Source organism: Kribbella turkmenica (assembly GCF_004348725.1).
GTDB classification, from domain to species: Bacteria; Actinomycetota; Actinomycetes; order Propionibacteriales; family Kribbellaceae; genus Kribbella; species Kribbella turkmenica.
The window spans coordinates 1-13,917 of the sequence record NZ_SMKR01000040.1 but is presented as its reverse complement, the minus strand read 5'-3'; the positions used below and the strand labels follow the sequence as shown (position 1 = coordinate 13,917).

General features: G+C 71.6%; 9 protein-coding genes. 5 read left to right on the top strand and 4 right to left on the bottom strand.

The window, feature by feature from the left end; translation table 11 throughout:
* Positions 1–51 precede the first annotated feature (51 nt).
* The 4 genes from E1218_RS11815 to E1218_RS11800 form a co-directional block, all read right to left on the bottom strand.
* A complete protein-coding gene (locus E1218_RS11815) occupies positions 52–1,929 on the bottom strand; it encodes an FAD-dependent monooxygenase (RefSeq protein ID WP_132319253.1) in 1,878 nt (625 codons plus the stop codon).
* A gap of 141 nt (positions 1,930–2,070) precedes the next feature.
* Positions 2,071–5,223 (bottom strand): BTAD domain-containing putative transcriptional regulator, encoded by a 3,153-nt coding sequence (locus E1218_RS11810; protein WP_132319251.1) that lies wholly within the window; start codon positions 5,221–5,223, stop codon positions 2,071–2,073.
* A gap of 15 nt (positions 5,224–5,238) precedes the next feature.
* Complete coding sequence (locus E1218_RS11805; RefSeq protein WP_132319249.1) at positions 5,239–5,649, bottom strand: PRC-barrel domain-containing protein; 411 nt, start codon at positions 5,647–5,649, stop codon at positions 5,239–5,241.
* A 104-nt stretch (positions 5,650–5,753) separates the two neighbouring features.
* Positions 5,754–6,614: a Gfo/Idh/MocA family oxidoreductase gene (locus E1218_RS11800; protein WP_132319247.1), complete on the bottom strand. Its 861-nt coding sequence runs from the start codon at positions 6,612–6,614 to the stop codon at positions 5,754–5,756.
* A gap of 83 nt (positions 6,615–6,697) precedes the next feature.
* Between E1218_RS11800 and E1218_RS11795 the strand changes: the two genes are divergently transcribed.
* The 5 genes from E1218_RS11795 to E1218_RS11775 all read left to right on the top strand — a co-directional run bounded on the left by E1218_RS11795 (position 6,698) and on the right by E1218_RS11775 (position 13,910).
* Positions 6,698–7,909: a helix-turn-helix domain-containing protein gene (locus tag E1218_RS11795; protein ID WP_132319245.1), complete on the top strand. Its 1,212-nt coding sequence runs from the start codon at positions 6,698–6,700 to the stop codon at positions 7,907–7,909.
* A gap of 171 nt (positions 7,910–8,080) precedes the next feature.
* Positions 8,081–9,967, top strand: coding sequence for an outer membrane protein assembly factor BamB family protein (locus E1218_RS11790; RefSeq protein ID WP_132319243.1), 1,887 nt, complete (start codon positions 8,081–8,083; stop codon positions 9,965–9,967).
* 9 nt (positions 9,968–9,976) lie between these two features.
* Positions 9,977–11,932, top strand: coding sequence for an NHL repeat-containing protein (locus tag E1218_RS11785; RefSeq protein WP_132319241.1), 1,956 nt, complete (start codon positions 9,977–9,979; stop codon positions 11,930–11,932).
* A gap of 23 nt (positions 11,933–11,955) precedes the next feature.
* Positions 11,956–13,185, top strand: coding sequence for a DegT/DnrJ/EryC1/StrS family aminotransferase (locus E1218_RS11780; RefSeq protein ID WP_132319239.1), 1,230 nt, complete (start codon positions 11,956–11,958; stop codon positions 13,183–13,185).
* Positions 13,182–13,910, top strand: a complete 729-nt coding sequence (locus E1218_RS11775) for an amidohydrolase family protein (RefSeq protein WP_132319237.1) — start codon at positions 13,182–13,184, stop codon at positions 13,908–13,910. Before E1218_RS11780 ends, E1218_RS11775 begins: the two co-directional genes overlap by 4 nt.
* The last annotated feature ends 7 nt before the right edge of the window (positions 13,911–13,917 follow it).

Sequence of the window (13,917 nt, the reverse complement as noted above, 5' to 3'; positions counted from 1 at the left end):
CGCCGACCGTCCTCCGGTCGCGCGTGCTGGTCGGGGAAGGTCGCGGTGGCCCTAGCGGGCCGCGACCTGGTCGGCCGGCAGCGGGTACGGCGCGATCACCGGCAGGTACGGCGCCGGATCGCCGGACCACTCGTACGCCCGGATCGCCGCCGCACTCCGCCGGCCGGTGATCGCCCGGAACAACTCGGTGCGACCGGCCTCGAGGGTGGTCCCGGGCTCGCCGGAACCCAGCACCCAGTCCTTGTGGCCGTCCGACAACCGCAACGCCGGCAGGCCGTGCTCGGCGATCCGCACGCGCAACCAGTCCCGGTACGCGGCGAAGCCGAAGTGTGTGATCGGTGACATCGCGTCCGGCTCGAGGCCGAGCGCTTCCCGGAGATCCGCGAGATGCACGGCGAGATCGCCGACAGGTGCCGCAAGCAACCATGACGGACCGCCGGGCAGAGCGCCCCGGCGCATCGCCGTCACCAGCCGGCCGCCGTACTCGTCGAACTCGCGCAGGACCGACTCGATCGACCGGTCGGAGCGGCGGCCCACCTGGCCGGCGGTCCAGGCCTCGCGTTGCTCGGCGACCGCCGGATCGCGCCAGGCGTCGAGTGCTCCCGGGAAGTACGACCCGCGGACGCTGTCCCCGGCGATGCCGGCCAGGTGCGCGATCAGGTCTCTGACCGTCCACTCCGGACAGGCGGGAACCTGGCGAGCCAGGCGCTCCTCGTCCAGATCCAGAGCGAGGACCTGTCGCCGCCCGTCGTCGTACGACCAGGCCGCGGTCCAGCGGGCGACGCGCTCGCGGGTGGTGACGCGCGACGGGAGCACCTGCTTGGTGAACGTGTCCAGGAAGTCCTGACCGGCCGCCGGATCGGACGCGAGCCCGGAGAAGGTCGCGGCTGCCCGGCCACGGGCGAAGACAGCCAGTGAGTAGGACCATTCGTAGTACTCGGCGGCTCGTTGGTCGCGCCACTCCTGATAGCCGTCCAGGTCGCCGCCGGCGGCCAGCGTCGTACCGATGTACCAGGCCTGCTCGATCGCGTCGGCGATGCCCTGGGCAGTCACCGGATGCTTGAAGTGACCGGCGTCGCCGAGCAGCGCCCAGCCCGGCCCGGCCGCCTTGCGGTAGTGCCCGCGCAGCATCGTCTCCGGGACCACGACGACCGGCGAGATCCGCTCCGCACCATCCAGCAGCCGGGCGTTCAATACAGCCGGGAACTGGTGCAGGGCGGCCAGATAGCGCTCTTCGCGCTGGGTGGCCGAGCCGCGGGTGATCTCCGGCGTACCGGTGACGGACAACAGGTGAATCCCGTCCTCGCACGGCACCGACATCAACGCCGACCGCTCGTGCACGTCGATGTGGCACCAGTCCGCCGGCGGCAACCCGCGCCAGTACGCGAGCAGGAAGGCCATCTCACCGCGTCGCTCGTCCGTCGCCCGCACCCCGAGCCGCCGAGCGACCGTCGAGACCCGCCCGTCCGCCCCGAACACCCAGGTCGACTCGATCCGTTCGCCGGTGTCCAGTACGACGCCCTGCACCGGATCGTCGCCGATCAGTGCAGTCACCCCGGCCGTCCGGATCTCGGCCCCGGCGGCCTCGGCCAGGTCGACCAGCGCGGCGTCCAGGGTGATCCGCCGGATGCAGGTCGCCCGGTCGAAGCCTCCTATCGGCGTGAAACCACCGGCCACGGCGTGACCGAGCACCCGCCAGCTGAAGTTGACCATCCGCACCTCGTGCACGGCCCGGAGCTCGGCGAGCGCACCCAGCTCCTCCAGGCGCTGCAGCGTGTCCGGGAACATCACGTGCGTCGACACGGTGTCGCTCGGGAACTGGTCAGGGTCCACCAGGAGGACCCGTCGGCCGGCCCGGGCGAGCAGGATCGCGAGCGTCGACCCCGCACAGCGTGCGCCGACCACGACGGCGTCGTACCGCTCGGTCATCGCGCACCCACCTCCGGACGGGCAGTGCTCTGATGATCGGCGGCGGTCACACCGACCGCAACCAGCAGCGGTACGGCGAGCGCCTTCGCTTGGTTCATGTCAGACACCATGGCGGTCTGATGTTGAAATCATGTTGAAGCGCTATTGAAGCGAGCGCCCCCAGGCCTTCACCGCGGCGGCACGTCGCCACGGCAGCCGGTACGCCGTGAACACGTCGACGGCCCGCTGGTACGCGTCGTCGGCGCCGGTCACCACGCCGCGGGCCAGTTCGACGACGCCGGCCAGTCCACGCCAGTCCTCACCAGCGGCCATGATCTCGTCACACCGCGCCAACTGCTGCTCGGCCTCGGCGACCTCGCCGGTGTCCGCGAGGATCCGGGCCAGCTCGGCACGGGCCGCCAGCTCGGTCGGGACCTGCGGACCGTCGACTCCGATCGTGATCGCACGTCTGAGTGCGGCCTCGGCGCCCTCCTGATCACCCAGAAGCCTGCGCACGCCACCGAGCCAGCGAGCGTTCAGAGCGGCGTCGTGCAGGTCGCCGGCGTCCTCGTCCCGGCGGAGCGCCGCCGACCAGTCCCGCTCGGCCTGTGCCCAGTCCCCGGAGAGGAACGTCAGTACGCGACCGCTGACCGCGTCACCGGGCAACGGCTCGGCCACTCGCCCGGCTTCGTCCAGATCGCCCATCGCCGCCAGCGCCAGTGCGAGCTGGTCGACGACGGTGTCGTGCGGGCGCTCGAAGGTGTCGAACCGTGCCAGGGCCAGTCCACGGCGGCACCAGGCCCGGCCGGCGACCGGATCCAGCAGGTACGCCGTCGCCGTCAGCGCGGCACCGCTCACCGAGGCCCAGCCCAGATACGGGTCGGCTACTTCGTGGGCGGTCGTCCACATCGCTTCCCGGAGCCTCACCGCCGCACTCAACCGCCCGAGGTTGAACTCGTGCCAGGCACGGCCCCAGGACGCCATCACGAGCAGATCCCGGCGACCGAGGTCGCCCGCCAGTGCCTCCGCCCGGCGGGCGGCGTCCCCGAGCAGCTCGGTGCGGACGCCGTACATCGCGGCCTGGCTCAGCCCGCGGTGCAGGTGGAACCGGTCGCCGTTCAGGCGTTCGGCGGCGGCGAAGTGCTCGATCGCCCTGGAAATGTCCATCACCGCGTGGTTCGTGCAGAGGGCACCGCCCAGCCGGCTGTGGACCGTCGCCAGCGCGGCCGGATCACCGGCGGACAGCTCGAGCGCGGTCTCCAGCAGCTCGATCGCCCGCCGGTCGCCGATACTCGACTTCAGCCGGAGCTTCGCGGTCGCTACCGCGGCCGCCGCCCGCCGTCCGGGAGCGGCGCCCGCCTGGTCGAGAACGTCGACCGCGGCCTCGGCGTGGTCGACGGCCTCGTGCCAGGCGTAGAGCCCGGCGGCCTCCTCGGCCGCCCGCAGACCGAGATCCGCCGCCTGCTCCGGATCCGCGGCCGGCCCGGCGGCGCGCAGCTGCACGGCCGCCGCCGCGATGCTTGTTCCGGGCAACAACGCGGCCGCTGCCCGGACGTGCAGCCGCTGCCGCCGGGTCTGCGGGAGATCGGCGTACACCGCCTCCCGCATCAGGTCGTGCGGGAACCGGTACGTCGCCTTCCACGAACTGCCCGCCTCGACCAGGAACCCCGCACCGATCGCCTGCTCCAGCGCGTCGATCAACGGGTCCTCGGCCAGGTCGACCAGCTGCGCCAGGATCCCGAACTCCGCCTCGCTCCCGAGAACGGCGGCACACCGCACCACCTGCTGCACCTCGGCCGGCAGGACCTGCAGGCGACGCCGCAGTACGTCGCGCACCCCGGACGGCACCACGAACGCATCGTTGCCGGCTTCGAGGTCCCGCACGACCTCGTTGGCGTAGAACGGGTTGCCGCCCGTGCTGCGCCAGAGCTCCCGGACGAACCCGGCCGGACGGTCCCCGACCAGCGTGCCCAGATCGCTCTCGGTCAACGGTTGCAGCGCCATCCGGTCCGCCCCCGGAAGGTCGCCCACCAACTCCAGCAACGCCGGATGCCTGGTCCCGGGCGGGTCGCGGAAACACACGATCACCAGGACACCGTCGGGCAGCTGACGACCGACGTTCCGCAGGACCACCGCGCTGGCGTGGTCGATGCGCTCGGCATCCTCCAGCACGAGCACGACCGGCGCCAGCCGGTCCAGCAACCCGGCGACCCGGTCGCGCACCACTTCCGGGGTCTGGGCGACGATCCCGGGACTCTCGTCGAAGGCCGCGAGGATCGGCTGGTACGGGATCTCGGCCTGGTCACAGCGCCCGACCAGCACATCCGCATCCGCGCCGCCGGCGAACTCCGCGACCAGCCTGGTCTTGCCGATTCCGGCTTCACCCGAGACCAGTACCACCTGCCCGGGCCCGGACCGCACCTCCCGCCAGCGGGCGCGCAGCCGGTCGAGCTCGGCCGATCGTCCGACCATCCGGTCACGGCGGACGCTGCCGAAGAGAGCGTCCGGCGGAGCTTTCACCCGGTTCGCCGGCTGCTGACGCGGGAGCAGCAGGGCCGGATCGCCTCGCAGGATCGCCGTTTCCAGCGCGGCCAGCGCCGGACCGGGGTCCAGGCCGAGCTCGCCGGCAAGCCGCTGCCGGGTCGAGGCATACGCCGCCAGCGCGTCCGCCTGCCGCCCGGCTCGGTACAACGCGAGCATCAACTGGCCGTGAAAGGGCTCCCGGAACGGGTGGTCGGCCACCAACCGCTCCAACTCGGGGATGACGTCGTACCGGCCGACCGCCAGATCGGCGCTGATCCGCATCTCCAGCGCATCCAGGCGCAGTCCCTCCAACCGCGCGGTCTCGGCCTCGGCGAACAACGGCCGGCCCAGGTCGTGCAGAACCGGCCCACGCCACAGCGCGAGCGCCTCCCGCAGCAACCGGGCGGCTCGCTCGGGATCTGCCAGTCCGACAGCTTCCTGACCGAGGCCGGCGAGCCGCTCGAAGCGGTACGCGTCGACCTGTTCCGGGTCGACCGCGAGGCTGTAGGCGGACCGGCGGGTGACCAGCAAATCCGCCGCCCCGACGGATGCGAGGCGGCGGCGCAGGTGGGAGACGTGCGTACGGAGCGTGACTTCGGCGCCCGCCGGCGGCCGGCTGCCCCACAGGGCCTCCACCAGCCGGCCGGCGGACACCGCCTGGTTCAGCTGGATCAGCAGCACCGCGAGCAGCCCGCGCTGCTTCGGGCCTCCGATCTCGAGCCGGGCGTCGTCGACCCTGACCTCGAGCTCACCGAGAATCCCGAACCACGGTGCGCTTCCCCCTGACGTCACACAGGCAAAGTACGGCTACCGCGGCCAGCCTGGGTAGAAGTAGCCGGGTCCCCAGAACGGCGGAGTGTCGTAGTACCCGTAGACGTCTTCGAGGTAGTGGCGTTCGGGCACGACGTCCGGGTCGTACACCGGACCGCCCGCGACCCGGTCGCGATCGGTGGAGATGTGGACATTGTCGTCGTCGACACGGGTGATGGCGTCGACCGGGATCAGGCGCTTCGTCTCGCCGAGCCCGAGGAAACCGCCCGAGCCGACCTCCAGGAAGCGCACCCGGCGCTCGTCCTCGTCGATGAGCACGCCGTCCACCGTGCCGACCTCCTCGTCGTTGAGATCCACGACGGTCCGGCCGCGCAGGTCGTCCGCGGGGTCGGCCAGTGTCAGGCCGGCGTCGTCCAGTCGGACCAGAGTGTGAGTGAACTCGTTCATCGGTCCTCCTTCGCATGATGTCGCACGGTGCAGCCGGCCGGTGACACCGTGTGCGAGCGGGCCATCGGCCGGCGGCATCGCTCCGGTACCCAGGGGGACCGCGGTTATGCCGGTGGCGTGTAAGCGGCCGTGTAGGCAGCGGCATCCCACGGTGAGAACGAGTCCGGCAAAGAAGCCGGATCGACCCAGTCACCACCGGTGGCCGCGGACCGCGCCAGCGCCAGCAGCATCAGCTCGGGCTCGACGCTGAGCTTCGGCGCTACGCCGACCAGGTGGGCGGTCAGGAACGGCCGATAGAGCTGACCCGGATCGGGCCGCAGGTGCTCCACCGAAGTGGAGGTCGCCACGGTGGCGAAGTACGGATAGCCCTCCTGGACGTCGACCAGCACCTCGGCACCGCTCGCGTGCCGCAGCAGGCCCCGTCGGCTCGACTCGTCGAGCGCCCGGGCCGCGATGAAGCCCGGCCCGAGCAGTGCCTCCGCGAAGGACACCGCGTGGACGCCGTAGTAGAACGGATGCCCTGCGCAACCAACCAGGACCAGGGCGGCCACCTCACCGCGTGCCCGCCAGGCAAGTGCGTCCGGCAGGCAGCGGAACGACGACCCGCCGCCGACGGATTGTCCGGCCTCGGCGCGGGCGGCCAGGTCGCGGAGGTCCCCAGCCCGCCCGGCGATCGGTTTGTCGAGTACGACCGCCAGGCCCGCGTCCAGCAGCGTGCACGCCTGCTCGTACCGCTGGTCCCAGTCGCAGCCGAGCAGCAACGCGGCATCGACCGGCAGCTCGTCCAGTTCGTTCGCCACCACCGCGATCCCGTGCCGCTCGGCGAACTCGGCGGCGTACCCCGGCGGCCGGACGGCACCCGAGTCCAGGACAGCGCTCACCTCCAGTCCCAGCTCACGCAGCAACGGCACGAAGGCCGCCGGGTGCGAGGTGTCGAGCTCGACCAGGCCGATCCGTGGGGGCATGGGTGCCAGTGTTCTACGGCGAGGGTTCTTGCAGCGGCCTGGGGTTGTGGTGAGACTGGCCCGATGAAGGAGGGGATCCCGGCATGGTGACGACGATCGGTGTCGTCGGCCCGTCGGACCTGGTCACCTCCACCAGCCGCATCGTCGCCGCCCTCCGCGGGGTCGAGGTCGTGCCGCTGCGCTACCGGCGGGAGACCGACACTCCCCGGGTGATGACCGAGGCGCCGGCGAGTGTGGACGCCTGGCTGTTCACCGGCGTCGTGCCGTACCAGATCGCTGCCGCGAACGACCTGCTCGACCGCCCGGCGGCGCACGTCGAGTACACCGGGGCCACGTTGATGCGGGCGCTCGTGCACCTGCTGCGCGAAGGCCAGGACGTCACCTCGATGAGCATCGACGTCCTGGACGAGGCACAGGTCCACGAGACCCTGGACGAGGTCGGCCTGCCGACCGACGGCGTCCGCGTGCTTCCGTACCGCCGCGGTCTGGGCGCCGACGACGTGATCGCGTTCCACCGCCAGGCCGGTGCGACCGTCGCGGTCACCTGCCTGCGATCGGCGTACGAGAAGCTCCGGACCGAACGGACGGCCATCCGGCTGGCGCCGTCGATCCACTCGGTCCGTGCCGCGGTGAACAGTCTGCTGCTCGTGCATGACGCTTTGCGCAGTGACGATGCGCAGATCACTCTCGGTCTGGTCGAGATCGCCGCCGACGGTGAGCAGGCGCTGCGGCGCGAGGCCGGCTCGCTCGGCGGCAGCGTCATCCGGTACGACGACAAGCGGTTCCTGGTCGTGGCGACCCGCGGACCGCTCGAGCAGGCCACCGCCGCGTTCAGCGAGCTCGGCATGCTGACCCGGCTCAAGGAGGAGTACGGGCCGGTGCGGATCGGCTTCGGCATCGGCGGCTCGGGGATCGAGACCGAGGCGCTGGCCCGGCGCGCGCTCGGCCGGGCCAGGACCGCCGGACGGACCGCCGCGGTGGTCTCGCTGCGCAACGACATCGACCTGGTCCTGGTCGGCGGGGCGGCGCCGCGCGCCCAGCAGCGGTCGAAGCTGCAGGTGCTCGCGCAGCGTGCCGGGTTGTCGAAGGCGACGCTGGAGCGGCTCCAGGAGCTCGTGCACACGACCCCGGAAGGCCTGACCACGCGCAGCGTCGCCGACCACCTCGGGATCCAGCCGCGGACCGCCCGCCGGGTGCTGAACCGGCTGGAGCGTGCCGGTCTCGCCGACGCCACCGGCACTCAGATCGGCCCCGGCAGCGGCCGGCCGCTGGTCGTCTACCGCGTGCACCTCTGAGGCTCCCACACCCTCCGCGGTGATCTGTTGACGTCTTCATTCGGCCGCGCGTACTCTGCCGGGGTAATTTCAGCCATGGCCGTAAAACAGCGCACGGCGTCCCAGGAGGCCTTTGTGGACAGGCGATTCGTACGGAGACTGCTCGGTGTGCTCGTCATTTGCGCAGCGCTGGTGAGCGCTCCGATCACCCCGGGCGCGGCCGCCGGGCGTGCGGTGACGGTCGCGAATCTCGGCCCGGCGTCGGCAGTCACGTCGACCAGCGTCGCCGAGCAGGTCGGCGACCGGATCTGGACGGTGACGTCCGGCGTCTCGCCGATCCAGGTCGGCGCGTTCGACCCGGTCACCCGGACCGTCGACCGCTTGCTCACGCTGCCGACCGGTGCCGGCGCCTGGGCGATGACCCACGTCGGCACCGATCTGTACGTCGGTCTCTACACTCCCGGCGACCTCTACCGGATCGACACGGTGTCGGGATCGGCCACCAAGGTCGCCCGGTTCGGCTCGTTCATCTGGTCGATCGCGGCCACCCCGGACGGCAAGATCGTCGCCGGCACCTACCCGGACGGCGCCGTCCACGAGTACGACCCGGCCACCGGAGCGACCCGGGCCTACGGGGCGGCGGTCCCCGGCGAGCAGTACGTCCGCAGCATCGCCGCGGACGCGACCACGATCTACGCCGGCGTCGGCACGAAGGCCCACCTGATCGCCATCGACCGGTCCGGCGGTGAGCGGCGGGACGTGCTCCCGGCGGCGTACGCCGACCGGACGTTCGTCGCCACCCTCAGCCTGTCCGGGACGAGACTCGCGGCCGGCCTCTCCCCCACCGGCACGATGCTGGTCTTCGACACCACCGATCTGAGCAACCCGGTCGAGGTGCAGACGCCGGACGGCGACCAGTACGTCACCGCGATCACAGTCGACGCACCGACCGGCGACGTCTACCTCGGCACGCGCCCGTCCGGCACGCTCTACCGGTACGCCGGCTCCACGCTCGAACGGCTCGGATCGCCGTACGACGGGGCGTACTTCAACCGGATCCTCGTCGACGGCCCGGTCATCCGGGCCGAACTGACCAGCCAGGTCGTCGAGTTCGACGCCGGCACCGGAACGTTCCGCGGGACCGATCTCGGCCAGGCCGGCCTGCCGCCGGCACCGGAGCAGCCGATGGGCATCGCCGCGACCGCGACCTCGGTGCTGGTCAGCGGCAAGGCCGGCATCCAGGTGCACGACCTCGCGGCCGGGACCAGCGCGCGCATCTTCCTGCCCGGCGAGGCCAAGACCCTGACCCCGGTCGGCCGCGACGTCTACCTCGGCGTCTACACGCTCGCGCGGCTGTGGTCGATGAAGCCGGACGGCTCCGGCCTGGACGAGTTCGGCCGGATCGGCAACGAGCAGACCCGCCCGACCGACGCGACGTACGACGCCCGGTCGCGGACCTGGCTGATCGCCACCGAGCCCGACTACGGCAAGTACGACGGCACGCTCACCGAGCAGCACCTGGACACCGGCGAGCGCGAGGTCCACCGCGGCGTCGTACCGCAGCAGTCCGTCCGCTCGGTCGCCACCCACGACGGCATCGCTTACCTGGGCGGCGCGACCCGGAACAGTCTCGGCACCGACCCGATCTTGCCCGAGGCAACCATCGTCGCCTTCGACCAGGCCCGGAACCGGACGCTCTGGGAGGTCGCACCGCTGCCGGACGCACAGTCCTACAGCGATGTCATCGTCCACCGTGGTCTGCTCTACGCGACCACCGACGACGGGCAGCTCGCCGTTCTCGAGCCGCGCACCGGCGAAGTGCTCTCGACCGCTGTCATCGGCACCGGTCAGAACACGCTGACGATCGCCCGCGCCGGGCTGTTCGGCACGGACGGCAAGCGCGTCTTCCAGATCGTGCCCCGGCGTTCCGGGCCGCCGGCGGTGACCACGGTGGTCGACGGCCTGGCTTCCCAGATCTACGGCTTTCCGCTGATCACGACGTCCCACATCGGCGACGCCCTCTACACGATCAAGGGCCGCGACCTGGTCCGGATCGGCAACCTTCCCCGCGCGAAGTGAGGCCATTCGATGAGGATCTCCCGCCGTACGGCGCTGACCGGCGCCCTGCTCACCGGGGCGGTCACCGCCCTGCCGGCTCCCGGAGCGCGAGCTGTGCAGGCTGAACCGGTCGACGGCTCGACGCTGCCGAGGTTCGGTGCCGCCTGCCTGACCGCGGCGGTGGTGGCGATGGCCGTGCACGACGGGCACGCGTACGTGCTGACGCGCGGCATCGTGCCGCCCCGGCTGGTGGACATCGACCTGGCCACCCGCCGGGTGAGCAGGACGATCGACGTTCCGGCCGGCGAGGGCGGCTGGGGCATCACGGTGGCCGCCGGGAAGATCTACGTCGGGCTCTATCCGGTCGCCGAGGTCTACTGCTTCGACCCGGCGACCGGCACCCTGACCCGCGTCGGGACTCTGGCGGGCGCCGGTGGGTTCGTCTGGGACCTGACGACCTCGCCGGACGGCCAGGTGTTCGCGGTCAGCTATCCGAACGGCGCGGTCTGGCAGATCGATCCCGCCACCAACGCGCTCACCCGGCTCGGTGCGCCGGTGCCGGGTGCGCAGTACGGACGCTACGTCGGTGCGGCCGGGGACTTCGTCTACGCCGGGATCTACACGCCCTCGCAACTCGTCGGCTACGACCGCTCAGCCGGCACCTTCGGTGATCTCACCCCGGCTGAGCTGCGCGGGCAGAACTTCGGCCCGTTCGCGGCGACCGCGGACCGGATCTACGTCGGCGCGTCCGGAGCATTGGTCAGCATGGCGCTCGACGGCAGCGATGTCCGCGTGGTGCCGTTGCCCGCCGGGGAGACCGGCGTGGACGCGCTCACAGTCACCGCGGACGGAACGGCGTATCTGACGACCCGCCGCTCGGGCACGGTCTGGACGTGTGGTCCCGCGGACACGACGCTGACCGCGGTCGCCACGCCGGCGCCGGCCGACGAGCATCGGCGCCTCCACCTGCTGGACGCGACCACGCTGCTCGGCTCGACCGGATCCGGCGTGCTGTGGTGGCTCGACCTCTCGACCGGCGGGTCCGAACTCGTCGACCTGGTCGACGCGGGCTTCACGCCGGCACCGGACAAACCGCAGTCGATCGAGCTCGGCGACCCGCACCTGTACGTCGGTGGCCACTGGGTCGTCACCGAGCACGCGATCGGGACGGGCGCTACCCGCCGCATTCGCGTTCCCGGCGAGCCGAAGACCCTGACCTGGGTGAAGGACGAGCTGTACTCCGCGATCTACCCGAGCACCGAGGTCGTCCGGATCAACCCACGGACGAAGGAGGTGCACAGCTTCGGGATCATCGGCCACGACCAGATCCGGCCGTGGCAGGCGGCGTACGACGACACGTCGAAGCTGCTCGCGATCGCGTCCGCACCCCGGACCGGGAGGCTCACCGGCGCGCTGACACTGCTCGACACCAGGACCGGCGAGCTGGACATCCACTACGGCGTCCTGCCCGACCAGAGCGTGCTGTCGGTCTCGATCGTCGACGGGATCGCCTACCTCGGCGGCGACATGGTCGGCGGCGGCGGGATCACGCCGACGCGTTCGGCCGCGGCGATCGGCGCGTTCGACCTGCGCCGGCGAGAGCTGCTCTGGTCCGTCGACCCGCTGCCCGGTGAGCGCTCGATCCAGAGCGTCGCGGTCAAGGACGGCGTCCTGTACGGCGTCCTGAAGCGGACCAGCGGCGGCTGGTTCACCTACGACCTGACGACCCGGGCCGTCGTGCGCGGGACCAACAAGCTGTCCGGCTACGGCGAGATCTTGGTGGACCGGACAGGCGTCTATTGTGAAACGAACTTCGGCGGGAACCTGTACCAGCTCGGCCCGGGGCTCACCGAGGCGAAACTCCTGGTGAACAAGCTCGGCGACGGGTGGTACACGGTGCCCCAGCTGTCGCCGGTCCGCGGCGGGCCACGACATCACGTCTGGGGTCTCGCCGACCGCGACCTCGTCCAACTACCGTTGCCGTGAGCAACCTCAAGGGGACTGTGCCGATGACCGGACTCGCACGCGACGGCGGTACTCCGGTGCGCTCCACACCGCTGCCGACGGTGATGGACTCCACGGGCCGGCGGTTCGGCGACGAGGAGGTGAAGGCGGCCGAGCGGGTGCTCCGCAGCGGCATGCTGTCGGCCACCTGGGGCACCGAGGTGCCGGCGCTGGAGCAGGAGTTCGCGGACGTGCTGGGCGCCGGGCACGCGGTCGCCTGCAGTTCCGGTACGGCGGCGCTGCACCTCGCGGTCGCGGCCGTCGATCCGGCGCCGGGCGACGAGATCATCACCACCCCGATCAGCGACATGGGCACCGTGTTCCCCATCCTGATGCAGAACGCCGTCCCGGTGTTCGCCGACGTGGACCCGGTCACCGGCAACCTCGACCCGGCCGCGGTCGCCGCCGCGGTCACGCCGCGGACCAGGGCAGTGATGGCCGTCCATCTGTTCGGCAAGCCGGCCCCGATCGTCGAGCTGCGGGAGCTGTGCGACCAGCACGGTCTCGTGCTGGTCGAGGACTGCGCGCAGGCGTATCTCGCACCAGCCGGTGACACGCTCGCCGGCAGGATCGGTCACATCGGCTGCTTCAGCCTGCAGCAGACGAAGCACATCAGTGCCGGCGACGGCGGACTCGTGGTCACGGACGACGCCGCCCTCGCCCGGCGGATGCGGCTGTTCGCCGACAAGGGCTGGCCGCGCGCCACCAACGAGCGCGACTACCTGTTCCTCGCCCTCAACTACCGCATGACCGAGTTGGCCGGCGCGGTCACCCGGGCACAACTGACGCGGCTGGCCGGCGTCGTCGCCGATCGTCGTACGGCGGCGGCCCGGGCCACGGCCGGGATCGCGGAGCTGGCCGGGGTCACCGCTCCGCCGGACTCCGGTGACCACGTCTACTGGCAGTATCCGCTGATCCTCGATCCCGCGGTCGCCTGTGACCTGCGCGAGTGGGCGGCCGCGCTGACCGCCGAGGGGATCCCGGCGAACGGCGGCTATCTGACCAGCCCGCTGTACGGCGCCCCCGCCCTGCGCGACCGGGTGACGTACGGCCACTCCCACTTTCCATTGCAGGACGTCGAGTACCCGGTGGGCCTGTGTCCGACCGCCGAAGACCTGATCGACCACCGCCTGCTCGTCCTGCCCTGGAACGAGAACTACACGACCGAGGACGTGGACGACATCGTCACCGCGATCCGCAAGGTCCACAGCGTGCTGTCCAAGGAGGCCGGATGAGCGACGTACCCGTGCTGCTGGATTGCGACGTGCTGGTCGGGCATGACGTCACGACGGGGCGGTGGAGCCGGCCCGACGACGTACGGGACGTGTTGAAGGCGACCGGGATCTCTGGCGGGGTGGTGTCGTCGCTGCGGGCGACGTACTTCGACGTGCCCAGTGGGAACGACGAGGCGGCACAGGTTGCCGAGGGCAACGGGTGGACGGCGTGCCCGGTGCTGGACCTGCGCGACCCGCTCGGGGCCGAGCGGGAACTCGACCGCTGGATGTCCGGGCCGCAGCGGCCGCGGGCGATCCGCCTGGCGCCGGCGGCACAGGGAGTCGAGCCGACGTTCCCGGCGTTCGAGCACGTCGTCCGGCTGCTGGTGGACGCCGGGCTGACGATCCTCACCGAGGGCGACGTGCGGAAGGTCGGGCCGGCGCTGCGGGGGCTCGGGGCGACGGTCGTGTTCCTGGACACACACTTCTACTACCTCGGCGACTTCGTCGTGCTGGCCCGCGGTGAAGCCGGGTTCCACACGTCGACCCGGATGCTGACCGGGCCGGACTCGCTGGAGATCGTGGCGGCGGAGGTCGGCGCCGACCGGCTGGTCCTCGGCTGCCGGACGCCGTTCCACGAAACCCAGGCCGTCGTCCGCCGGCTGCTGACCTCCAGGCTCACCGCGGCGGAGATCGCCCAGGCCGGCAGCCACAACCTCACCCGACTCCTGGAGCCCGCATGCTGATCGACGT

What these genes read in the sequence shown, in the direction of transcription:
- E1218_RS11785 (WP_132319241.1), top strand. Translation starts at nt 9,977, where the DNA reads ATGAGGATCTCCCGCCGTACGGCGCTGACCGGCGCCCTGCTCACCGGG.
- E1218_RS11805 (WP_132319249.1), bottom strand. Translation starts at nt 5,649, where the DNA reads ATGAACGAGTTCACTCACACTCTGGTCCGACTGGACGACGCCGGCCTG.
- E1218_RS11800 (WP_132319247.1), bottom strand. Translation starts at nt 6,614, where the DNA reads ATGCCCCCACGGATCGGCCTGGTCGAGCTCGACACCTCGCACCCGGCG.
- E1218_RS11815 (WP_132319253.1), bottom strand. Translation starts at nt 1,929, where the DNA reads ATGACCGAGCGGTACGACGCCGTCGTGGTCGGCGCACGCTGTGCGGGG.
- E1218_RS11780 (WP_132319239.1), top strand. Translation starts at nt 11,956, where the DNA reads ATGACCGGACTCGCACGCGACGGCGGTACTCCGGTGCGCTCCACACCG.
- E1218_RS11795 (WP_132319245.1), top strand. Translation starts at nt 6,698, where the DNA reads ATGGTGACGACGATCGGTGTCGTCGGCCCGTCGGACCTGGTCACCTCC.
- E1218_RS11775 (WP_132319237.1), top strand. Translation starts at nt 13,182, where the DNA reads ATGAGCGACGTACCCGTGCTGCTGGATTGCGACGTGCTGGTCGGGCAT.